The sequence below is a fragment of the Actinospineispora eucalypti genome (genome assembly GCF_039543365.1).
In the GTDB taxonomy this organism is placed as follows: domain Bacteria; phylum Actinomycetota; class Actinomycetes; order Mycobacteriales; family Pseudonocardiaceae; genus Pseudonocardia; species Pseudonocardia eucalypti.
In genome coordinates, this window is sequence record NZ_BAABJP010000030.1 from 314,031 (window position 1) to 336,264 (window position 22,234).

The 22,234-nt window shown below is 72.0% G+C and carries 23 protein-coding genes; 10 read left to right on the plus strand and 13 right to left on the minus strand.

Features of this window, described 5'->3' with window-relative positions; translation table 11 throughout:
• Positions 1-19: 19 nt before the first annotated feature.
• Positions 20-154: a hypothetical protein gene (locus tag ABEB12_RS26560; protein ID WP_345703162.1), complete on the minus strand. Its 135-nt coding sequence runs from the start codon at positions 152-154 to the stop codon at positions 20-22.
• Between the two features lie 145 nt (positions 155-299).
• Positions 300-1,112: a MerR family transcriptional regulator gene (locus ABEB12_RS26565; protein WP_185062487.1), complete on the minus strand. Its 813-nt coding sequence runs from the start codon at positions 1,110-1,112 to the stop codon at positions 300-302.
• A gap of 120 nt (positions 1,113-1,232) precedes the next feature.
• Here ABEB12_RS26565 and ABEB12_RS26570 point away from each other — a divergent pair, with 120 nt between their 5' ends.
• Positions 1,233-1,595 (plus strand): nuclear transport factor 2 family protein, encoded by a 363-nt coding sequence (locus tag ABEB12_RS26570; protein WP_185062488.1) that lies wholly within the window; start codon positions 1,233-1,235, stop codon positions 1,593-1,595.
• Between the two features lie 27 nt (positions 1,596-1,622).
• Here ABEB12_RS26570 and ABEB12_RS26575 read toward each other — a convergent pair whose 3' ends face one another.
• The 3 genes from ABEB12_RS26575 to ABEB12_RS26585 are packed head-to-tail and all read right to left on the minus strand — an operon-like array spanning position 1,623 to position 4,827.
• On the minus strand, positions 1,623-3,284 hold the full coding sequence (locus ABEB12_RS26575) for a VWA domain-containing protein (RefSeq protein ID WP_185062489.1): 1,662 nt from the start codon (positions 3,282-3,284) through the stop codon (positions 1,623-1,625).
• A 2-nt stretch (positions 3,285-3,286) separates the two neighbouring features.
• A complete protein-coding gene (locus ABEB12_RS26580; protein WP_185062490.1) occupies positions 3,287-4,093 on the minus strand; it encodes an AAA family ATPase in 807 nt (268 codons plus the stop codon).
• A complete protein-coding gene (locus ABEB12_RS26585) occupies positions 4,093-4,827 on the minus strand; it encodes a TetR family transcriptional regulator (protein ID WP_185062491.1) in 735 nt (244 codons plus the stop codon). Before ABEB12_RS26585 ends, ABEB12_RS26580 begins: the two co-directional genes overlap by 1 nt.
• Before the next feature lie 112 nt (positions 4,828-4,939).
• Here ABEB12_RS26585 and ABEB12_RS26590 point away from each other — a divergent pair, with 112 nt between their 5' ends.
• The 4 genes from ABEB12_RS26590 to ABEB12_RS26605 are packed head-to-tail and all read left to right on the plus strand — an operon-like array spanning position 4,940 to position 8,843.
• A complete protein-coding gene (locus tag ABEB12_RS26590; protein ID WP_185062492.1) occupies positions 4,940-5,980 on the plus strand; it encodes a spirocyclase AveC family protein in 1,041 nt (346 codons plus the stop codon).
• A gap of 28 nt (positions 5,981-6,008) precedes the next feature.
• Positions 6,009-7,070, plus strand: coding sequence for a spirocyclase AveC family protein (locus tag ABEB12_RS26595; protein ID WP_185062493.1), 1,062 nt, complete (start codon positions 6,009-6,011; stop codon positions 7,068-7,070).
• Entirely contained in the window at positions 7,067-7,837 is a 771-nt protein-coding gene (locus ABEB12_RS26600) for a hypothetical protein (protein ID WP_185062494.1), read from the plus strand. The genes ABEB12_RS26595 and ABEB12_RS26600 overlap by 4 nt, the downstream gene beginning before the upstream one ends.
• Positions 7,838-7,853: 16 nt before the next feature.
• Positions 7,854-8,843, plus strand: a complete 990-nt coding sequence (locus ABEB12_RS26605) for a patatin-like phospholipase family protein (protein ID WP_185062495.1) — start codon at positions 7,854-7,856, stop codon at positions 8,841-8,843.
• Positions 8,844-8,847: 4 nt separating this feature from the next.
• On the opposite strand, the gene ABEB12_RS26610 is transcribed toward ABEB12_RS26605, so the two are convergent.
• Complete coding sequence (locus tag ABEB12_RS26610) at positions 8,848-9,606, minus strand: SDR family oxidoreductase (protein WP_185062496.1); 759 nt, start codon at positions 9,604-9,606, stop codon at positions 8,848-8,850.
• Positions 9,607-9,736: 130 nt separating this feature from the next.
• Between ABEB12_RS26610 and ABEB12_RS26615 the strand changes: the two genes are divergently transcribed.
• Genes ABEB12_RS26615 through ABEB12_RS26635 form a run of 5 tightly spaced genes read left to right on the plus strand, consistent with a single transcriptional unit; the run spans position 9,737 to position 15,103 of the window.
• A complete protein-coding gene (locus ABEB12_RS26615) occupies positions 9,737-10,690 on the plus strand; it encodes an aldo/keto reductase (RefSeq protein ID WP_345703163.1) in 954 nt (317 codons plus the stop codon).
• Positions 10,687-11,526 (plus strand): amidohydrolase family protein, encoded by an 840-nt coding sequence (locus tag ABEB12_RS26620; RefSeq protein WP_185062497.1) that lies wholly within the window; start codon positions 10,687-10,689, stop codon positions 11,524-11,526. The genes ABEB12_RS26615 and ABEB12_RS26620 overlap by 4 nt, the downstream gene beginning before the upstream one ends.
• Positions 11,523-13,160, plus strand: coding sequence for a sugar ABC transporter ATP-binding protein (locus ABEB12_RS26625; RefSeq protein WP_345703164.1), 1,638 nt, complete (start codon positions 11,523-11,525; stop codon positions 13,158-13,160). Before ABEB12_RS26620 ends, ABEB12_RS26625 begins: the two co-directional genes overlap by 4 nt.
• A complete protein-coding gene (locus ABEB12_RS26630) occupies positions 13,157-14,110 on the plus strand; it encodes an ABC transporter permease subunit (RefSeq protein WP_185062498.1) in 954 nt (317 codons plus the stop codon). The genes ABEB12_RS26625 and ABEB12_RS26630 overlap by 4 nt, the downstream gene beginning before the upstream one ends.
• A gap of 39 nt (positions 14,111-14,149) precedes the next feature.
• A complete protein-coding gene (locus ABEB12_RS26635) occupies positions 14,150-15,103 on the plus strand; it encodes a substrate-binding domain-containing protein (protein WP_185062499.1) in 954 nt (317 codons plus the stop codon).
• An 88-nt stretch (positions 15,104-15,191) separates the two neighbouring features.
• Here the strand turns inward: ABEB12_RS26635 and ABEB12_RS26640 are convergent, their stop codons facing one another.
• The 7 genes from ABEB12_RS26640 to proS form a co-directional block, all read right to left on the minus strand.
• Positions 15,192-15,683, minus strand: a complete 492-nt coding sequence (locus ABEB12_RS26640) for a DUF6294 family protein (protein ID WP_185062500.1) — start codon at positions 15,681-15,683, stop codon at positions 15,192-15,194.
• Positions 15,684-16,048: 365 nt separating this feature from the next.
• Positions 16,049-17,275 carry an acyl-CoA dehydrogenase family protein gene (locus ABEB12_RS26645; RefSeq protein WP_185062501.1) on the minus strand — a complete coding sequence of 409 codons (1,227 nt, stop codon included), beginning with the start codon at positions 17,273-17,275 and terminating at the stop codon, positions 16,049-16,051.
• Positions 17,276-17,383: 108 nt separating this feature from the next.
• Positions 17,384-18,661: a YeeE/YedE thiosulfate transporter family protein gene (locus tag ABEB12_RS26650; protein ID WP_185062502.1), complete on the minus strand. Its 1,278-nt coding sequence runs from the start codon at positions 18,659-18,661 to the stop codon at positions 17,384-17,386.
• 216 nt (positions 18,662-18,877) lie between these two features.
• A complete protein-coding gene (locus ABEB12_RS26655; protein WP_185062503.1) occupies positions 18,878-19,381 on the minus strand; it encodes a hypothetical protein in 504 nt (167 codons plus the stop codon).
• Positions 19,378-20,235 carry a methyltransferase domain-containing protein gene (locus ABEB12_RS26660; RefSeq protein ID WP_185062504.1) on the minus strand — a complete coding sequence of 286 codons (858 nt, stop codon included), beginning with the start codon at positions 20,233-20,235 and terminating at the stop codon, positions 19,378-19,380. The genes ABEB12_RS26655 and ABEB12_RS26660 overlap by 4 nt, the downstream gene beginning before the upstream one ends.
• 16 nt (positions 20,236-20,251) lie before the next feature.
• Positions 20,252-20,626, minus strand: coding sequence for a GatB/YqeY domain-containing protein (locus ABEB12_RS26665; RefSeq protein WP_185062505.1), 375 nt, complete (start codon positions 20,624-20,626; stop codon positions 20,252-20,254).
• A 62-nt stretch (positions 20,627-20,688) separates the two neighbouring features.
• Positions 20,689-22,113 (minus strand): proline--tRNA ligase, encoded by a 1,425-nt coding sequence (gene proS, locus ABEB12_RS26670; protein ID WP_185062506.1) that lies wholly within the window; start codon positions 22,111-22,113, stop codon positions 20,689-20,691.
• Positions 22,114-22,234: the final 121 nt, after the last annotated feature.

The window sequence follows — 22,234 nt, forward strand, 5'->3', positions numbered from 1 at the left end:
ACGATCGGCGCTGCGCCGGTCAGACGGGGGTTTCGTCGTCCTCTTCCTCGTCCTCGAGCTGCGCATACAAGCTGAGGACCTCGTCGCGGATCAACGCTTCCACGTCTTCGGGGAAGATCGTCTGTACGACGGAGCGCAGTGGATCCAATATCACGAGGGGATCTTGGACCCGCCAGCCCCCGCGTGGCTAGCGCGACGGACGTCAGATACCCGACTCAGCCACCCCAACCATCACATCAGGCACATGCCGTGACGATTCGATGACTCATCGTGATGCCGGTCGCCACGGTCGGGACGGTTTAGACGGCCCCGACGGCGAACACCGGCCAGCCGATCTCGGTGCGCCATCTTCCCTGGTCCGGATCGTCCCGGGGCCCGACGAGGTAGGTCTCACGGACCGGCCCCGCGACGGCCAGCGCGTGCCCGACCACCCACTCGCCCAGTCTGCCGTAGGTGATCGCCAGGTCGTCGTGCGGACCGTGGTGAACGGTGGTCACCAGCTCGGCGGCGGGCAGCTCGGTGGGCCTGACCCGACCCCGCTCGGGCGGGTCCTCGACCGGCCGGAACACCACGAGATGCCCGCGTCCCCCGGTGAACAGCTCGTTCTCGTACAGCCCGCCCGGCGGTCCCAGCGGCCGGTGGCCGGCGACGGCGGCGTCGATCGCGGCCATCGCGTCCGCGTACCAGGCCATGACGTCGTCGATACCGACCGTGTCGGCGACGGCGGCCACGGTCCGGGCGGGATCGGTGCGCCGCCGCACCGGCAGCTCACCGGGGTCCGGGCGGAGCAGCCGGCGCAGCGAGGTGACGGCGGCGCGGGTGCGGTCCAGCTGGGCCTCCAGGTTGCGCAGGTGACCGGTGATCAGGTCCGCCCGCTCCCCGGGGTCCTCGGCCTGGAGGATCTCCCCCACCTCGGCCAACGGCACGTCGAGCCGGCGCAGCTGGTGGATCACCTGCGCGGTGGGTATCTGCGCGCTGGAGTAGTACCGGTAGCCGCTCGCCGGGTCGACCGCCGCCGGCGCCAGTAGCCCCGACTCGTGGTAGCGGCGCAGGGTGCGCACGCTCAGATGGGTGAGCTGGGCGAACTCGCCGATGGTCAGGCCCCGGGGCATCCCGGCACTCTGCACCCTCTCCCCGGGAGAGGGTCAGCCGGCTTGACCCTCTCCCGGGGAGAGGGTGGAGCGTGCGCCCCGAGCCCGACCTGAACGGGCCGGACACCGAAGGAGCGCACCATGACCAACTGGGACCAGGGCACGCCGGTCGACCGGGCGGAGCTGCCCGCACGGATCAACACCTACCTCGCCGCGCACCTCGCCCGGGACATCGACACCGCCGTCGCCGCGTTCGCCCCTGACGCCACCGCCACCGACGAGGGCCGGACCCACCACGGCCGCGAGGAGATCCGGGCCTGGCTGGCCACCGCCGGGACCGAGTACACCTACACCATCGAGGCGGTCGGCGCCCGCACCATCGACCCCGACCACCACGTGGTCGTGCACCACCTGGAGGGCGACTTCCCCGGTGGTGTCGCCGACCTCCAGTTCAAGTTTGCCCTCCGCGACGGCGCCATCGGCGCACTGGTCATCGAGCCCTGATCACCGCGGCGGATGCCGCGGGCGAGTTCAGAGGGCGGGTAGTTGGGTGGAGCGGCGGCGGGGGTCGCTGGTGCGCAGGCCGTGCCGGAAGAGCACCGGCGCGACCGCGCGCAGGCTGTCCAGGTCGGGCACCCCGGCGTGCGCCGCGCTGCCGAACACCCTGGTCAGGGCCTCGTCGTCGGTAGGGGCGCCGATGGAGACGCACAGGCAGCCGATCGCCCGGTGGCGGGCTTCGGCCAGTGCGCGCACGCAGTCCCGCTCCGCGTAGGCGTCCTGGTACTCGGTGTCGTAGGGGAACCCGTCGGAGAGCACCACCAGGAGCCGCCGCCGGGCCGTGGAGGTCTCCCGGGTGAGCAGCATCGTGCCGTGCCGGACAGCCGCGCCCAGGCGGGTGTAGCCGCCCGGGCGGAGCCTGGCCAGGCGCTCGTGCGCGGACCCGCTCCACGGCTCGTCGAAGGTCTTCACCCTCAGCAGGTGCACGGCGTGCCGGCCCTGTGAGTAGAAGCCGTAGCCGGCAGTGCGCGCGCCCAGCGCGGTGAGGCTGTCGACCAGGCAGGCGGCGGCCTCGCGTTGCCGGTCGAACACGCTGCCGCCAGCCGGGCTGGGGTCCTTGGTCGAGCCGGACACGTCCACCAGCACCAGCACGGACAGCTCGCGGCGGCGCGGCCGGGCGTCGAGGTACACGTTCTCCTCGGCGCTGGACCCGGCCGCCAGCGCCACCCTCGCCCGGACCATGGCGTCAGTGTCCAGCTCGTCGCCGACCGGCTGGCGCGGCAACGCCTGGGGGCTCAGCCCGATCCGGGCCAGCCGCCGGCGCATGGCGATGTCCCGGCCCTGCACCTCGGCCCGGGGTTCGTCGTCGTCCGGCGGCTCGGGTTGACGCTCGACCACGGTGCACCAGCCCGGCCGGTAGCGGCCCGCGGCACCGTCCCACTCGGGATACCGGTAGCCGAGCGCGACGGGCCCGGCCAGTGCCGGCCCGCCGGCCGCCCGCCAGCTCGTTCCGGGCACCGGTCGCGCCCCGGCACCCGGCCGGTCGGTGCCGCTCTCGGCCAGCTCGGCGTCGGCGCTGCCGGAGCGCTTGCCCCGCGAGCGGCCCATGCCCAGCAGGTCACGCAGCATCCGGCCGAGCGCCGAGCTGCCCAGCGGCGAGGCCAGCGCGCGCAGGATCCGCCCGGGTTCCTCGGCGTCGTCGTCATCCAGCTCCGGCGGCGCACCGGCGGTCCGGGCCCGCGACGGCGCCGCCGGGTCGAGTTCCTCGGCGGGCCGGCGCAGCAGCCGGGCCGGCCGGATCCGCCCCCAGTCCGCCGGCACCGGCGGCAACCCTCCGCCGGCCAGCCGCAGCGACTCCGAGGGGCCGGCCGGCACCGGCACGTCTCGCGGCAGCCCGATCAGCGGCGCCAGTTGGGGCCACGGCCCGCCGGGGTGACACAGCCGGGACATCTCCAGCAGCAGGTACCGGCCGGCCCGCTCGGGCCGTCCGCGCAGCTCGCCCAGCACCCGCCGGTTCAGGCTGCCGTTGCCGACCAGCAGCGCGTGCACGACCACCTGTGCCCGCACCGGCCCGCCGGGGCGCACAAAGATCGTCTGGCCGTCGGTGTACGCCACCTCGCCGCCCGGCGCCGGGGCGACGGTGAGCGGGCGGCCGCCGAGGGCGGTGGCCAGGACCGAGTACCGAGACGGAGACACCGTCAGCTCATCAGCGGCTCGGACAGCGCGCTCTCCGGGAGCAGGGCGTCGATCAGCTCACCCAGGCCGGCGACGGTGGACAGGTCGTCCGAGAGCGGCACCGCCACCGCGGCCCGCGCCGCCTCCCTGGGCGGCACCCCGGCGGCGACGAGCTTGCCCGCCGAGACCAGCGTCCGGGTGGACGCCACCTCGCGCACGGTGTCGGTGTCCAGCCGCCGGACGGCGGCCCCCAGCGCCACCAGGGCCTGCGCCACCGCCCCCGGAACCCCGCTCTCGTGGGAGATCACCCGCTCCTCCACCGGGGCCGGCAGGTAGCTCAGGTCGATGCCGACCATGCGCTGCCGGGTGGAGTCCTTCAGGTCCTTGAGCACCGACTGGTAGCCGGGGTTGTAGGAGACCACCAGCTGGAACCCGTCGGCGGCGAGCAGTGACAGCCCGAGCCGCTCGATGAACAGCTCGCGCCGGTGGTCGGCCAGCGGGTGCAGCACCACGGTGGTGTCCTGGCGGGCCTCCACCACCTCGTCCAGGTAGCAGATCGCCCCGTCCCGCACCGCCCGGGTCAGCGGGCCGTCCACCCAGACCGTCTCGCCCCCCTTGAGCAGGTGCCGGCCGACCAGGTCGGCGGCGGTGAGGTCGTCGTGGCAGGCCACGGTGACCAGCGGCCGGCCCAGCCGGTGGGCCATCGCCTCGACGAACCTGGTCTTCCCGCAGCCGGTGGGGCCTTTGATCATCACTGGCAGCCGTTGGGCGGCCGCCGCGAGAAACACCCGCTCCTCGTTCCCGCTGGCCAGGTAGAACGGACCGTCCATCACTGCTCCTTGAGCAGACGCAACTCGATGGCCTGATCAGCCACGATACGTCGTAGCACCGCGTTCTCCCGCTCGAGCTCGGCGACCCGCGCGTCGCCGTCGGCCTCCCTTTTCCGCCGCGCCGCCCAGGCACCGGTACCGGTCAGCGCGCCGGCCACGAAGGACCGGACCTCGTCGGCGGTCACCTCCCCCGGCGCCGGCTCCGACCGGTAACTGGCGTCCAGCGCCAGGATGAACATGATCCCGATGACCGCCCGGGCCAGGAAGCCGGCGTCCACCCGGGCGCCGGGCACGGCGGCCAGGGACCGGCGCAGCTTGTCCTCGTACCGGTCGAACAGCGGCACGATGCTGGTGTTGTAGAAGCGCCGGCCCTGCTCCGAGTCGGAGAACAACGCCACCCCGAGCAGCGGCAGCACCTCGGTCATGGTTGCCAGGAAGGACCGGTAGAACCGCTCGCTGCCCGGGCCGTCGCGGTCCAGCAGGCCGTCCGCGCCGTCGGCGACGCCCTGCACGAACTCGGCCACGGGCTGGGTGACGGCGGCCTCGAACAGGTCCCGCTTGGACGCGAAGTGCTTGTACAGCATGCTCTCCGCCACGCCGGCCGCCTCGGCGATCTGCGAGGTGCGCGCGCCGCCCAGGCCGCTGGTGGCGAACACCTCCTGCGCGGCGGCGATGATCTGCCCCCGCCGCTGCGCTCCGGTCAGCCGCGCGCGGGGCTCACCCACAACCGTCATCACGCTCCACCATCGAAACCCGAAGAGAATGTTCACTCACCTCTTGTGAGCATACACTCACTTCACTTAACGTTGTTTGGTAAGAGCGTCCCGTGCGGACGGAGGTACCGGCATGGCTCTGCCGAACCAGTACGCGGTGAGCACTCCGACCCGGTTCCGGCCGGTGCTCGCCTGGGCCACCGTCGGCGCGGCCGTGCTCGGCTTCCAGGTGTTCGTGCTGGCCCGCTGGGTGACCAGCGCCAACTTCACCCCGACCGACCCCGGGCCGGACGAGATCAGCCCGGCCACCCGGGCGTTCTTCCTGGTGCTCCAGGTGGCCATCCCGCTGGGGGCGGCGGTCGCCATGTGGTTCTGGGTGATCCGGCCGTGGCGGCGCACCGGCGAGCTGACCACCGACGGGATGCTGGTGCTGGCCGGCGCGATGCTGTTCTTCTGGGACATGAGCCTCAACTACTCGGCGACGGCCCTGCTCTACAACTCGCACTTCGTCAACTTCGGCGCCTGGGCGAACGGGGCCTGGCCCAGCTGGATCAGCCCGAACGGGAACCGCCTGCCCGAACCGATCTTCATCTGCCAGCCCGGCTACACCAGCCTGGTGTTCTCCCAGGTCATGCTGATCCTCTGGATCATGCGCAAGATCAAGGCCCGGCGGCCGGCGCTGCCCCCGGCCCAGGCCGTGGCGATCATGGTGGTGGGCCTGGTCGTGATCGACACGATCATCGAGTCCATCCTGCTGCGCATCGGCATCTACGCCTACCCGCACGGCATCCGCTGGCTGTCCCTGTACGCCGGCGAGACCTACCAGCTGCCGATGACCGAACCCATCTTCTTCGCCGGCTGCGGCCTGGGCACCATCGCCGCGCTCAGCTACTTCCGCAACGACCGGGGCCAGACGGTGGCCGAGCTGGGCGCCAACACGCTGCGCATGGGCCGGGCCGGCCGCCGGTGGGTCCGGTTCCTGGCCGTCTTCGGCGCCGTGCACACCGCGTTCGCCGTCCTGTACTTCGTGCCCAGCCAGTGGCTGGCCACCCACGGCGACGCGTTCCCGGCCGGCTACCCGTCCTACCTGATCAACGACATGTGCGACTACCGGGGCGACCAGCCGGACCTGCCGCCCTGCCCGGCACCCGGCGTGCCCTTCCCCCGGCCCTGAGAGCCACCCACCCGCGTAGGGAGCGCAGATGACCATGCCCCAGCCGGTTCCGATGCGGAACCAACCCCGGCCGAACGCCGCCGACCACGCGAAGCTCTGGATCCTGCACGGCGCCGCCTGGCTGGCCCTGATGATCTACGTCTGGACCGCCTGGGTGGTCAGCGGGGACTTCCGCACGAACACCACCGGGCGCGGCTCGGAACCGGACTGGTACGTGGCGCTGATCCGGGGCTGGGAGGTGTTCGCCCTGGTGGTGTCGTTGGTGATCCTCTGGTGGTTCGTGGTCCGGCCGAAGCTGCGCACCGGCCGGTTCGGCTTCGACGCGCTGTTCTTCCTCGGTTGCATGGCGCTGTGCTTCCAGGAACCGTGGATCAACTGGACCGCCCCGCAGTTCCTGTACAGCACGACGTCGATCAACTTCGGCAGCTGGACCGCGCACATCCCGGGTTGGACCAGCCCTAACAGCGAGTTGGTGCCGCTGTCGCTGTGGGCGCTGTCCGCCTACTTCTGGCTGGTCGGCATCCCCGCCTACGCCGGCTCCCGGTTCATGCGACGGCTGCGCACGCGCAACGCGGGCCTGTCCAACCTGCGCCTGGTCGGCTACACGTACCTGGCGTTCTGCGTTTTCGACGTGCTGCTGGAGAGCTTCATAACCCGGACCCAGCTGTTCAGCTACGGCAGCACCGTGCCGGCGTTGACCCTGTGGGCCGGCACCGACCACCAGTTCCCGATCTACGAGACGATCAGCTGGGCCGGCACCTACACCGTGCTGGCCAGCCTGCACTTCTTCCGGGACGACCGGGGGCGCTCGCTGCCCGAACGCGGCATCGACAAGCTGCGCATCACCAGTGGCCGGCTGCGCACGTTCGCCCAGTTCCTGGCGATCATGGGCGCCTGCCAGGCCGGGATGCTGTTCACCTACAACATCCCGTACGCCTACTGGGGCATGCACGCCGTGATGGCCGAGCCCTTCGTGGCCCGGGAGTGGCGCACCGCCGGCGTGTGCGGGCCGAAGACCGCCTACGACTGCCCGGCCCCGAACCTGCCGATCGCCCGGATCGGCAGCCCGACGAACCGGATCGACCGATGAACCTGGTCCCCCAACCGCCCGTCGACGCGGTCATCAGCCACGCCGTCGACCGCAACGTCACCACCGTGATGGCCACGCTCGCCGCCGTCGCCCTGCTGTTCTCGCTGTACCACTGGCGCCGCACCGGCCGGCCCACCTTCCTGGTGCTGTTCGCGGCCGGCGGCGCGATGATGCTGCTCGAGCCGTTCGTGGACACCGTGGGCGGCTGTTGGCACCCGGCCAACGCCACCCGCGGCTTCGAGCTGTGGGGCCGGCCGATGCCGCTGTGGCTGTGCCTGGCCTACTTCGTCTACTTCGGCATCGGCGCCGGGCTGACCTGGCTGGCGCTGCGTCGGCGGAACACCCCGCGCGCCATGTGGACACTGTTCGCCGCCGGTATGGCCGGCGACCTGGTGCTCGAGGTGACGTTGCTGCACTGGGACACCTACGTCTACTACGGCGACCAGCCACTGGTGCTGTGGAACTTCCCGCTGTGGTGGGCGCCGGTGAACTCGCTGGTGGACGTGGCGGTGGCGGCCCTGATCATCCGCTACGAGGCCGCGCTGGCCGGGGTGCGACAGCTACTGATCATCCCTCTGGCCATGGCGGTGACCGCATCGGTCAACACGATGGCCGGCTGGCCGTCCTGGACCGCGGTCAACTCCGGCCTGGGCGACCCGGCCCGCCAGCTGGCCGGGCTGCTCACGTTCGCGGTCGCCGGGCTGCTGCTGCGCCTGCTCTCCGCGCACACCACGCGCCTGGCCACCCCGTTTGCTACCGTCAGGTAACCAGAGGGGGTTCGCCGTGGCTGCTTCGTCCCGTGTCGGGTTGGTACTGGGCGCGGGCGGCTTGCTCGGCTCGGCCTGGATGATCGGTGCACTGCCGTCGCTGGCCGAGCGGATCGGCCGGCCCCTCGGCGACCTGGAGCTGCTGGTCGGCACCAGCGCGGGCAGCGTGCTCGCCGCCGCGCTGCGCTGCGGCATGACCGTGGACGAGCTGGTCGCCCACCAGCGCGGTGAGCCCGTCGACGGCGTCCCGGAGCCCCGCCGGCTGGAACGGGAGACCGGTGACGGGCTGCCCCCGCTGCCGTACCCCTGGATCGGCTCGCCCCGGCTGCTGGCCCGCACCGCGACCTCGCCGTGGAAGGTCCGCCCGCTGGTGGCCGCGACCTCGGTGTTCCCGGTCGGCCGGGCCCGGATGCCCTCGCTGGTGCACTTCCTGGGCAGCGTGCAGCGCCGGATCGGGATCACCGAGGACCGCTGGGTGCCCGGGCCGCCGGTGTGGATCCCCACCGTCGACTACGACACCGGCCGCCGGGTGGTGTTCGGCCGCGCCGGGGCGCCGCCGTCCACCCTGGCCGAGGCGGTCCAGGCGTCCTGCGCGATCCCCGGCTGGATGGCCCCGCAGGTGATCGGCGGGCGGCGCTACGTGGACGGCGGGGTGGCCTCGGTGACCTCGGTCGACCTGCTGGCCCGGGACGTCCGGCGGGGCCTCGAGCTGGACCAGGTGTACGTGCTGGCGCCACTGGCCAGCCACGACTACGACCGCCCGTTCGCCCCGTTCACCCGGATCGAGCGCGGGGTGCGGGTGCTGCTCACCGGCCAGGTGGACCGGGAGGTCCGCGCGCTCCGGGAGACCGGCGTCGAGGTAAAGGTGATCACGCCCGGCCCGGAGGACCTGGCCGCGTTCGGGTTCAACGTGATGAACCCCCGCCGGCGGCTTCGCGTGCTGGAGACCTCGCTGCGCACCTCCGCCCGACGGGCCGCCGAGGCGGAGACCGTCGACGCCGCCTGAGGGCTTACCCCCGCCGGGGGCGCGGCCGCAGGTCCTGCATGCCGCCGTCGACCGCGACCGCGGTCCCGGTGGTGGAGCCCGAGCGAGGGCTGGCCAGGTAGGCGACCGCACCGGCCACCTCGTCCGCGCTGACCAGCCGGCCGTGGGGCTGGCGGGCCTCCAGCGCGGCCCGCTCGGCCGCCGGGTCGTCGGCCACCGAGAGCAGCCGGTCGATCCACGGGGTGTCGGCCGTGCCCGGGCACACCGCGTTGACCCGGATGCCCTCGGGAAGGTGGTCGGCGGCCATCGCCCGGGTGAGCGCGAGTACGGCGCCCTTGCTGGCGCTGTACAGCGCGCGCTGAGGCAGCCCGGCGGTGGCCGCGATGGAGGCGGTGTTCACGATCGCCGCCGAGGGCGACTCGCGCAGCGCGGGGAGCGCGGCCCGGGTGGCCCGCACCATGCCCAGCAGGTTGACGTCCAGCACCCGGTGCCACTCGGCGTCCGAGTTGTCCGCGACGGTGCCCTGTGCGCCGATGCCGGCGTTGTTCACCAGTACGTCCAGCCTCCCCCAGCGGTCGAGCACGTCGGCGACGGCGGTGGTCACCGAGGCGTCGTCGGTGACGTCGGCGCGAATCCCCACCGTGCCCTCCGGCACGTCGTCCACCGCCAGGTCGAGCACCGCGCACCGGGCGCCATCCTCCACCAGCCGCCGCGCGATGGCCGCGCCCAGCCCGGAGGCGCCGCCGGTCACCACCGCGACCAGTCCGGCGAAGTCCCCACTCACAAAGCCTCCAGAGATCTGACGTTTGTTCGGGTCATCGTGACCAGCACGCCGGTGAAAGTCCAGTGTTGACGCAGATACATCAGATCTCTACCGTACGGCTCAGCAGTGTCGCGGAAAGGGGAAGGTCCCTGTGACTGATGGGGCGGAGGCGCCGGCGCTCGGGCCGCTGGGGATGGGCGGCGCCAACCTCGGCAACCTGTACGCCCCCATGTCCGACCAGTGCGCCGCCGACATTCTCGCCGCTGCCTGGGAAGGCGGCATCCGGTACTTCGACACCGCGCCGCACTACGGCCTTGGCCTGTCCGAACGGCGGCTCGGCGCGTTCCTGCGGGACCGCCCCCGGGACCAGGTGGTCGTCTCCACCAAGGTCGGCCGGCTGCTGCGCCCCTCCTCCGACACCGCGCACCGTTCCGACGAGGACAACGGGTTCGCCGTACCGGCCGACCTCACGCGGGTCTGGGACTTCAGCCTGGACGGCGTGCGGCGCAGCCTGGACGAGTCGCTGGAGCGCCTGGGCATCGACCGGGTGGACGTGCTCTACCTGCACGACCCCGACGAGTCCGAGGACCCGGCCGGCGGGCTGCGCTCCGCCACCGAGGCGCTGGTGAAGCTGCGCGAGGAGGGCACGGTCCGTGCGGTCGGGGTCGGCTCCAAGTCGGCCGAGACGCTGCGCGCGGCCGCCGACACCGGGGTGTACGACCTGCTCATGGTGGCCGGCCGGCTCACCCTGCTGGAGTGGGACGACGGGCTGGTCAAGGAGTGCGCCCGGCACGGCACCGGGATCGTGGTCGCCGGGGTGTACAACTCCGGCCTGCTCGCCCGGCCCTACCCGCCGGCGGACGCGCACTACGAGTACGGCGCGACGCCGCCGGAAGTGCTGAATAGGGCGCGCGAGCTGGCCGACACCTGCACCGCGCACGGCGTCGAGCTGCCCACGGCGGCGCTCCAGTTCCCGTTCCGCGACGAGCGGGTGCGCAGCGTGGTGCTCGGAGCGTCGAGTCCTGAGCAGGTCCGCTCGAACCTCGCCCGGTTGACGCAGCCGGTTCCGGAGGGGCTCTGGGCCCGCCTGGCGAGCGCCCGGTGACCGCCCCGCTGGTCGACACCCACGTGCACCTGTGGGACCTGGACCGGAGCCCGTACGCCTGGATCACCCCGGCGCACGGACCCCTCCACACCACCATCGGACCCGGCCGCACGGCCGCCGAGCTGCAACGGGCCGGGGTGGCGAAGGCGGTGCTGGTACAGGCCGACGACACCGACGCGGACACCGACTTCCTGCTGGAGGTCGCGCACCGCGAACCGTGGGTGGCCGGCGTGGTCGGCTGGGTCCAACTGGACGCCCCGGACGCCGCCAGAACCCGGCTGGACGAGCTGGCCGGCGAGCCGGCGCTGCGCGGCATCCGCCACCTGGTGCACGACGACCCGCGCGACGACTTCCTGCGGCTGCCGGAGGTGCGCACCTCGTTGCGCCTGCTCGCCGAGCGCGGACTGGCCTTCGACGTGCCGGACGCCTGGCCCCGGCACCTGGCCGACGTGGCCGGCCTGGCCGCCGACCTGCCCGAACTGACCGTGGTGCTCGACCATCTCGGCAAGCCCCCGGCCGACCCCGCCGACCTTCCCGAGTGGCGGCGGAGGTTCGCCGCGATCGCCGCCCGGCCGAACACGGTGGCCAAGGTTTCCGGCCTGCAGCACCTGCCGGCCGGCTCGCTGCGCCCGGTGTGGGACGCCGCGCTGGAGCTGTTCGGGCCGGACCGGCTGGCCTGGGGCAGCGACTGGCCCATGACGCTGGGCGGGGACGGCTACCCCGGCACGCTCGCCGTGACCATGCCGCTGGTCGACGAGCTGACCGGCGACGAGCGGGCGGCGGTGCTGGGCGGCACGGCCGGGCGGATCTACCGCCTCGAGGAGGTGCGCGGGTGACCCCTCCGCTGCTCGAGGTGCGCGGCGTGCGCAAGGAGTTCCCCGGCGTGGTGGCGCTGGACGAGATGCACCTGGACCTGAACGCCGGCGAGGTGCTGGCCGTGGTCGGGGAGAACGGCGCCGGCAAGTCCACCCTGATGAAGATCCTCAGCGGCATCTACCAGCCGGACGCGGGCGAAGTGCGGATCGACGGCGAGGAGGTCCGGGTCGGGGACCCCAAGCACGCGCTGGAGCTGGGCATCAGCATCATCCATCAGGAGTTCAACCTGATCCCCGACCTGACCGTGGCGCAGAACGTCTTCGTCGGGCGGGAGCCCCGGCGCGCGGGCCTGTTCCTGGACCACGGCGCACTGGTCGCCATGACCCGCGAGCTGCTGGACCGCCTGCACCTGCCGCTGGACCCGAACGCGCAGGTCGGCCGGCTCACCGTGGCCCAGCAGCAGATGGTGGAGATCGTCAAGGCGCTGTCCCAGGACGCCCGGGTGCTGATCATGGACGAGCCGACGGCGGCGCTGAACGACGCCGAGGTGGAGGTGCTGCACGGGCTGATCCGCCGGTTCCGCGCCGGCGGAGCCGGCGCGCTAGGTCGGGCGCCCAGTTCAGCGCCCGACGGAAACACCGCCGGCGGAGCCGGCGCGCTGGGTCGGGCACCCAGTTCAGCGCCCGACGGAAACACCGACTCTGGCACCGGCGTCATCTACATCTCCCACCGGCTGGAGGAGCTGAAGGCGATCAGCGACCGGATCACGGTGATCCGGGACGGCCGGTTCGTGGACACGCTGACCACCGCCGAGGCGAGCCTGGCCGATGTGATCACCCGCATGGTCGGCCGTGAGCTGCCGCCAGCCGGCGCGGCGGCAACGCCCGAGGTCCCGGCCACCGGCCGGCCGGTGCTCTCGGTGCGCGGCCTTTCCACCAAGGCGCTGCTCCGGGACGTCGGCTTCGACCTGCACGAGGGCGAGATCCTCGGCTTCGCCGGGCTGATGGGCGCCGGCCGGACCGAGGTCGCGCGGGCGGTCGTGGGCGCCGACCCCACCACCTCCGGCACGATCGAGCTGCACGGGCGGACGGTGCGCATCCCCGATCCGGCCACGGCGGCCCGGCTGGGCATCGGCTACCTGTCCGAGGACCGCAAGCAGCTGGGGCTGATCGTGGAGCAGACGGTCGCGGAGAACATCGCGCTCAGCTCCCTGGCCCGCTCGTTCCAGACCGCCGGGTTCGTCCGGCGCCGGAGCATCGCGTCCCGCGCCGCCTCCGCCATCCAGGACCTGCGGATCAAGACGCCGTCGCTGGGCGCGCTGGTGCGCAACCTGTCCGGCGGCAACCAGCAGAAGGTGGTCATCGCCAAGTGGCTGGTCCGGGACTGCGAGGTCCTCATCTTCGACGAGCCGACCCGGGGCATCGACGTGGGCGCCAAGGAGGAGATCTACCGCCTGGTCCGCGAGCTGGCCGCCCGAGGCAAGGCGATCATCGTGATCTCCTCCGAGCTGCCCGAGGTGCTGCGGCTGTCCCACCGCGTGGTGGTGATGAGCGAGGGCCGGGTGACCGGCCGGCTCGAGGCGGAGGACGCCACCCAGGAATCGATCATGCATCTGGCCACTCTTCGACGCTCCCCGGAAGCAGGTAGCCCATGACGCCCACAGTGCGCGGCCGGTTGCAGCAGCTGCTCGCCAGCGCCGGGCTCGTGGTGATCTTCGCGTTCTTCGCGATCGCCGACTCGAACTTCCTCAACTACGGCAACGTCACCAACATCCTGTTCTCCACGGTGGTCATCGGCACCCTCGCGCTGGGCACCACCGCAGTGATCATCGCCGGCGGCATCGACCTGTCCATCGGCACCGGGATGGCGCTGTGCGCGGTGGTCTCCGGCGTGCTGATCGTGAACAGCGGGCTGCCGGTGCCGCTGGGCGTGCTCGGCGCGATCCTGTTCGGCGGGCTGATCGGTCTGGTCAACGGGTTAAACGTGGCCGTGCTGAAGCTGCCGCCGTTCATCGCCACGCTGGCCATGATGATGGTGGCCCAGGGCCTCGCCCTGGTGCTCTCGCACAGCGCGCCGATCTACTTCAGCGACCACCCCGGCTACTCGGACATCTCCATCGGCAGCCTGATCCCCGGCTCCGGCTTCCCCAACGCGGTGCTGGTGCTGGCCCTGGTCGCGGTGGTGGCCGGGGTGCTGCTGAACACCACGGTGCTCGGCCGCTACACCTACGCGATCGGCAGCAACGAGGATGCCACCGCGCTTTCCGGCATCGCCGTGCGCCGGTGGAAGATCGTCATCTACGTGATCGGTGGGCTGTTCACCGGGCTGGCCGGCGTGATGATCTCCGCCCGGCTGGGTTCCGCCCAGCCGGCCACCGGGCTGGGCTACGAGCTGCAGGCCATCGCGGCGGTGGTGATCGGGGGAACCTCCCTGTCCGGCGGCAAGGGCTCCATCATCGGCACCCTGATCGGCGCGCTGATCATCTCGGTGCTGAACAACGGCCTGCAGATCATGTCCATCCCGCAGGAGTGGCAGAACGTCATCCTCGGTGTGGTAATTCTGCTGGCCGTGTACGCCGACCAGGCGCGCAAGCGCACAGCTTGACCCAAACCCACCCGCGTCCGAAGACCAACGGAGGTCACCTTGCGCACCCGACACGTCCTCGCCGCCGCGGCGGCGGCGCTGACCCTGGTACTCGCCGGCTGCGGCTCCGGCGGCGGAAACAACGGCCAGCCGTACATCGCCATCGTGTCCAAGGGCTTCCAGCACCAGTTCTGGCAGGCGGTGAAACGCGGCGCGGAGCAGGAGGCGGCCAAGCAGGGCGTGCGGATCAGCTTCGAGGGCCCGGCCACCGAGGCCGACGTGGAAGCCCAGGTCACCATGCTGACCAACGCGATCGGCAAGAGCCCCACCGCGATCGCCATCGCCGCACTGGACTCCCGCGCGGTCGCCCCGATCCTGCGCCAGGCGCAGACCAACAAGATCCCGGTGGTCGCGTTCGACTCCGGGGTGGACAGTGACATCCCGGTCACCACCGCCTCCACCAACAACAAGGCGGCGGCCGCCGAGGCGGCCAAGCACCTGGCCGAGTCGCTCGGCGGCACCGGCAAGGTCGGGCTGGTGGTGCACGACCAGACCAGCAAGTCCGGTACCGACCGCCGCGACGGCTTCGTCGAGTGGATGCGCACCAACGCCCCCGGCATCCAGCTGCTGCAACCGCAGTACGGCGGCGGCGACCAGGCCAAGTCGGCGGACATCACCAAGGCGATGATCGCGGCGAACCCGGACATCAAGGGCATCTACGGCGCCAACGAGGGCTCCGCGATCGGCGTGCTGAAGGGCGTCCAGGAGAGCGGCGTGCAGGGCATCAAGATCGTCGGCTTCGACTCGGGCAAGGCCCAGGTCGACGCCGTGGCCAGCGGCCAGATGCTGGGCGCGATCACCCAGAACCCGGTCGGCATGGGCGAGGAGGTGGTCCGCGCGGCGATCAAGGCCAGCAAGGGCGAGTCCCAGCCGAAGGTGATCGACACCGGCTTCTTCTGGTACGACAGCAAGAACGTCGAGTCCCCACAGATCAAGGACGTCCTGTACCAGTGAGAACGACCGCGCGGCCCGGAAGCCATGCTCATGGTCTCGGGCGGCGCGGCTGGGCCATCGGGCGACGTCGCATCTGTGGCGGTAGGGATCAGCAGCTGTATGTCATATTTGCTCCGGTGACTGACGAGAAGAAGACAGCCGGAAAGCTGAGTCGGGCAACCCAGTTGATAACTTGATTGTCTGTTACAGTCCCGGGGCTCGAAAAGCGTGGAAACGTGAAGAGGGCCGTTCCATTACTGTCGAACAGAACAAGACGCACGACGACCCAAGCATCTCCGTCATCGGTTGAGAAGAATCGTGATAACAACTCTGCCGTCCCGTCGGAGCGAAGTCTCAGGGTTGGACCCTTGTCCAGGGTGCCGTTTATAAGGCCGGACAGCTTGCAATCGCCACTCCTGAGAGGGGCGCCCCACATAAAGTCGGCAGCTTGGAGGGCACGGGTATCTAGCTTTTCCTCCAGCTTCGGTTCGTCTGTCGATGCGCTTAGAACTTCGTCTCGCTTGGGTATGGTCACAACGACCTCGGCTTCAGCGGTCTCACCGTTGTATGACTGCGCCTCATCAATCAAGTCTTTAGGCATGGTTGTGCCCTCCCTAAAATGATGGCGGATCATGGTTGCCGGGGCTCATACGCTCGTCGGCCGCTGAAGGTTACGCTTGACCGCCACCGCGGTCGACGGCTGTTGACAAAGCGTTGACGGAAGAAGCACGGATTCAGCAAGACCGCTTTGGACTCGCCGCCGCGCGAGATCGGCCTGATCATTACCACAGCGGTCGCGTGGTGGAAAATGGGTGATCGCCGTTACTGGCGGTTGAGCCTCGATTTTCGCGGCTGAACCACCACGGCTGGCGATCATGCCCGGTCACGGCCACCAACACCCGCGTCCCGGAACGACCGCGCGGCGCCGTGTCCACACCGGCGCCGCGCGGGTCCTTCCCGGATTGGCTATCGGTACAGCGAGAACTCCGGCGCGCGCCGGTTGAGCGTCCAGTCCCCGACCTCGCGCGCCTTGTAGGCGACCGGGTCGTGCAGGGTGTGCGTGCGCAGGTTGCGCCAGTGCCGGTCAAAGCCGTACGCGCTGGTGGTGGCCCGGGCACCCTGGATCTCGAACAGCCGGCTGGCCGCCTCGAGGGCGACCTTGGTGGTGAGGTACTTGGCCTGGTAGACCGCGACCGCCGCATCGGCGCGCTGCTCATCGGTCAGCGTGGGGCCGACGTCGAGCGCCGCCTGCAGCGCCTCCCCGGCCCGGTCCGCGAGCAGCGCCGCCGCCGTGATCTCGCTGTGCAGCTCGCCGACCGTCTGCAGCACGTAGGCGTCGTCGGTGGCGTTCGGCACGCCCGAGGTCTCCCACGGGCTGGCGTTCCGGCGCGTCCAGTCCAGCGCCTCCTCCAGCGCGCCCTCGGCCGTGCCGATGTAGAAGTTCACGAAGGCCAGCTGCCAGTGCGGGGTGACCAGCGTCTGGTAAGGCGTCGGGGTGCGCCCGATGAGCGCCTCCGCGCCCAGGATCTCCGCCCGCTCCACCCGCGCGTTCTCGAACACCACACCGCCGGAGTCGGTGAGCCGCTGCCCGATGTTGTCCCAGTCCTCCAGCGCGTGGAAGCCGGCCCGGCCGGCGGGCAGGGAGAGGAACACCAGCTCCCCCTCGAAGCTGGCGGTGACCGAGAGCCGGTCACCGAGGCTCGCCCCCGACGCGAACGATCTCCGGCCGTTCAGCCGGAAACCCTCGCCGTCGCGGGTCAGCAACAGCTCGGACCCGCCCCTCGGGTTCTGCACGCCACCCCAGAACAGCTTGTCCGCGCCGTTGTGGCGGGACTGCCGGTCGGCCTGCTCGGGGGTGCCGAACAGCGGCGCGATCCTGGTCTGCGCGTAGTGGTAGCCGACCAGGTGGGCGATCGAGGTGTCGCCCCGGGCGATCCGACGGGTGAGCTGGGCCGCCTGGGCGTAGTTCAGGCCGTCCCCGCCGTACTCGACGGGTTCCTGGATCTGGAGCAGGTCACGCTCGCGCAGCAGCTCGACCTCGGCCCTCGGCGTGCGGTTCCCCCGGTCGCGCTCGGCCGCGCTGGCGCGCAGCTCCACGGCGACCAGGTCGGCCCGCTCCAGCGCGGCGCGGAACCGCCCGTCGTCGGTGCGGTGGCGGGCCGGTTCAAGGCGGGGTTCGGTGTGGATGGACATGGCGGTCTCCCTCGTGGGCAGTGGCTGGTCGGGTCGATCGAGCAGTGACCCGACACAGCGCGCTGCCGGTGCGCACCAGGTCGATGTGCCGCCGCCGCTTGGCCAGCTTCAGCACACGCTGTCCCCGGGCTTCGGGTTGGCCAGGCCGAACAGCGGCCGCACGGCCAGCCCGGCCCAGGTGCCGCCGAGCGCGGCCAGCCCCCACAGCCAGCCGGATGCGCTGCCCGAGGCGATGCCGGCCAGGTAGGCGCCGATGTTGCAGCCATTGGCCAGTCGCGCGCCGATGCCCATCACCACGCCGCCGAGCACCGCCGCCAGCGCGGTCCGCCACGGGATGCGCCGGTGCAGCGTCCACACCCCGCCGACCGAGGCGGCCAGCGCGGCGCCCAGCATGATGCCGATGTCGGTCAGGCTGGTCTTGTCGGTGAGCACCGGCGCGGCCAGCGACCTGGCCTGCGCCGGCTGGCGCCAGAACTCCCAGTTCTCCGGGTGCGCGCCGATAACCTGCAGCGCCTTCGCGCCCCACAGCCCGAACGCGCTGGTGATTCCCCACGCGCCGCCGGAGACCAGCAGCACCGCCGCACCCAGCACGGCGAGCACCAGCGCACCCACGCCCAGCGGCCACGAACCGCGCAGCACCCGGGCGAACCCGTGCGCGGTCGGCACCGCGTCCACCGGCGGCGGCCGCCGCCGGGACTGGACCAGCTTGGTGAACCACACGATGCCGGCCAGCACCGCGATCGTGACCAGCCAGGAGCCGAACCAGCCGACGTGGTTGGCCAGGAGGAACGGCGGCAGCGCGGGCAGGTCCGCGACCAGCGGGTACAACCAGGTGTAGAGCACCGAACCGGCGATGAAACCGCCCAGGGTGAGCACGATCGCCGACTGCCCCGAGCCGACCGCGAACAGCGTCCCGGACGCGCACGCCCCGCCCAGCTGCATGCCGATGCCGAACAGGAACGCGCCGAGCAGCAGGCCGACCCCGATCGGCCCGGCCGTGGGCGTCGGGGTGGACCCGAACAGCCCGCTGCCGGTGCCGATGATCAGCGCGAACAAGGTCGCCGTGGTGCCCAGCAGCAGCGCGTGCGCCCGCAGGCCGGTGCCGTTGCCCACGGCCACCAGCTGGCGCCAGGCCGAGGTGAACCCGAACCGGGAGTGGAACAGCGCCAGGCCGAGACCCGCGCCGAGCAACAGCAGCACGGCCGGCTTCGCCCCGTGGGCCGCGCCGACGTACCAGGTCAGCGCCGCGAGCCCGATCGTGGACAGGGTCAGCGGCAGCCACCGGGGGCCGGGCACCGGCGGGGCCTGCGGCACGGCGCCGGACAGCTCGAACTCGGGCAGCACGGCGCGCAGCCGGGCCCGCCCACTGGTCGTGGTCGTGGTCATGGGTTCTCCAACTCGATCGGCGACCGGCACGACAACACGCCCCGACAAGAACCGGGACGGGGGAACACTCGATGCGGGAGCGTCAGCCCCGACAGAGCGCGGTGGCCGTGCGACACAGATCCACGTGGCGGCGGCTGCGCAGGGAGGTGCCGCGATCGCTCATACCGGCGACGCTAACACGCCCCATCGGGCAAAATCCACAAATCCAGTTGTAATTCAGGGCGGCGAATACCACAGCCGGTCGCATACCGGGCCGACCAGCAGCACACCGGCCAGCGACAGCCCGACCGCTACCGCCGCCCGGGGATCGACCACCGCCGCGAGCGCGCCACCGGCCACCGCCACCCACGGCCGGGCCAGCGTGAACGGCCCCAGGATCACCGCCGTCGCCCAGAACCGGAGCCGCCAGGGCAAGGTGGCGTAGGCGGCCAGCGCAAGCAGCACCATCACCCCGTAAGGCAGGTAGATCGCCAGCATCCAGGTGCCCGCCCCCGCCCACATCGACCAGCGCGCGGCCCCGCCATGCCACAGATCGGACACCACGCAGCCCAACGCCGGCAGCAGCAGGACCGAAACCACCGCGAGCCCCCGCAGCTGCGCCCGCACGTCCCACGCCCGTTGCCGGATCAACCCGGTCCGCCCCGCTCCGGAGCGGAACCCGCTGAACGCCCCGTCGCACAGCGCGAGCAGCACCAGGGCCGCCGCGACCGGCCCGGTCACCGGCGCACCCCGATCACCGGGCGCAGCACCTGGGTGAGCGCGGGCGGCCAGCCCTCCACGCAGCTGACCTCGTACCCGGGGAGTGCCGGCCGGGCGGCGGCCAGCAGCGTGGCGGCCCGGTGCGCGCGGCGCACCGACAGCACCCCGTCATGGCGGGACACCGGCTCGCGCATGCGGGCGCGGTGAAACACCCACGCCCCGGCCGTGGACCAGGCGCCGGGCACCGGATCCCAGTGGCAGAAGGCGAAAACACCCAGTTCACCATGCCGGCCGAAGAAGGCCGGCAGGTCCTCCGCCGGCAGGTGGTGCAGCAGCCCGCTGGAGATCACGATGGTGTGGCCGGGATCGGTGACCGCCCGCCCCGGGTCGAACGCGTCGCCGACCAGGAACCGCACGTCCAGGCCTTCCCGCGCCGCGCGCTCGGCGGCCGCCGACACCAGCGTCCGGTCGAGGTCCACCCCGACCAGCTCCACGCCCTTCCCCAACGCCCGGTGGGCGGCCAGCCAGCGCAACGTGTAGCCGATCCCGCAGCCGACGTCGACCACCCGCACCGACCGACCGGGGTCCGCGCGGCGCAGCTCGTCCACCCAACCGGCCAGCTGCTCGGCGACCCGCCGGCCCTGCTGGAGCTCCTCGGCCAGCCGTTGCAGCTCACAGTGCACCCGGACCAGCAGCCGGTCGATCGCCTCGTCGTCCAGCACCCCGCCCCGGGCGGGCAGCCGCCGGGCGATGCGGGCCGCGCGGTGCTGCCCGGAGGCCCGCAGCCGCTCGACCACCGCCTCGACCTCGACGGGCAGCCGGTGCCCGGCCGGGTCCCGGCGGCGGACCAGATCGGTGAGCTCCAGAAGTCGCATACCCGGCTGGACCCGGTCAGCCGCCGGGCGGTTGGGGCGCGTGCAGGTACCGGACGAGCACGTCCGCCTCGGCGCGCAACCGGTCGGCGGCGTCGCGCCGTCTGAGCCCCTCGTACTCCTCGGCGGCGGCGTGGCGCTCGCCGACCTCCCTGGCCAGGATCGCGCGCAGGTCCTCGTCGGTCAGCCGGCGGCGCTCGGCCTCGGCCGCGCCGAGGCCGGCCACCGCGCCGGCCACGTGTTCGTTGCCCACCGGCTTGGTCGGGCCATCGGTGTCAACCGGAACCGCCTGGGCGTTCTCGATCGCGGCCAGCGCCGAACGCAGCGCGGCGGCGGCGACCCGGTCCCGGCTCTTCAGCGCGACCGTCAGACCCTGCCTCAGCTCGGTAAGCATGCGCGGAAAGCTAACGAACTCGAGTGCACCCGTCGAACGAGTTCACCCTGCACCTGGCCGACTCAGTAGCTGCGTCCCACCACGGCGACGAGGTCGTCGTCGGCCACGGTGTCCGGCGGGAGCCGGCCGTCGGCGGTCTGCAGGCAGCGCACCGTGATCGCATCGGTGGCCAGCGACCGCTCCCCCTCCTCGCCGAGGATCCGCCACGGGATCCGGGCGAAACCGAGCCGCGCCGCCTCCCGGGCCTCCTCGATCGACTCGGTGCTCACCGTCCGGGCGGCCAGCCGGTCCTGCGCCGAGGCCAGCAGGCCGCGCTGCACGGTTTCCAGCAGCTCGGGCACGACGCGGGCCGTCGCGCCGGCCTCGGTGGGCACCCGCTCCCCGGTGTCCCGCCGCACCACGTCGAACCGGCCGGCCTCGACGTCCCGCGGTCCGATCTCCAGGCGCAGCGGCACGCCCTTCAGCTCCCAGTCGGTGACCCGGCGGCCGAACCCCTTGCCCGCGTTGTCGTCCACCCGCACCCGCACACCGGCGTGCTCCAGCCGCTCGGCCTGGTCCCGGATGGCGGCGAGCACCGCCGGGTCGTCCTTCACCGCGAGCAGCACCACCTGGACCGGCGCCAGCCGGGGCGGCACCACCAGACCGCCGTCGTCCCCGTGGCCCATGATCAGGCCGCCGACGATCCGCGTGCTGCTGCCCCAGGACGTGGTCCAGCACAGCCGGCGCTGGCCATCGGCGTCGCTGAACGTCATGTCGAACGCCTTGGCGAAGTTCTGCCCCAGCTCGTGGCTGGTGGCGACCTGCAGCGCCTTGCCGTCGCCCATCATGGCCTCGCAGGTCAGCGTGTTGATCGCGCCGGCGAACCGTTCCCGGGCGGTCTTCACGCCGACCAGCACCGGCAACGCCAGCACCGAGCGCAGGAAGTCCCGGTAGACCTCCAGATGGATCCGGCGCGCGTAGGCGGCCGCGTCCTCGTAAGTGGCGTGCGCGGTGTGCCCCTCCTGCCAGAGGAACTCGCTGGTACGCAGGAACAGCCTCGGCCGCATCTCCCAGCGCACCACGTTGGCCCACTGGTTCAGCAGCAGCGGCAGGTCACGGTGGCTCTGCACCCACTTGGCCATCAGCTCGCCGAACACGGTCTCGCTGGTCGGGCGCACGACCAGGGGTTCGGTGAGTTCCTTACCCCCGGCGTGGGTGACCACGGCCAGCTCCGGGCTGAACCCCTCGACGTGCTCGGCCTCGCGCTTGAGGTAGTCCTCGGGGATGAACAGCGGCAGGTAGACGTTCTCCGCGCCGGCCCGCTTGATCCGGGTGTCGATCTCCGACTGGATGCGCTCCCACAGCGAGTAGCCGTACGGTCGGATGACCATGGTGCCCCGCACCGGGCCGTTGTCGGCCAGCTGGGCCTTGTCCAGCACTTCCTGGTACCAGCGGGGGAAGTCGTCCGCCCTCGGGGTGAGGATCGAGCCTCGACGTGGGGTTGCCATGGCGCGCGACCGTACCCACCGGCCCGCCCGGCCGCACCCGGGTTTCAGGGTGGCCGTGGCCCGGCTCGCGATGAGTTTTGCCCGCTCGGCTGGTCGACACGTACCGGAAGCCGAAACACGA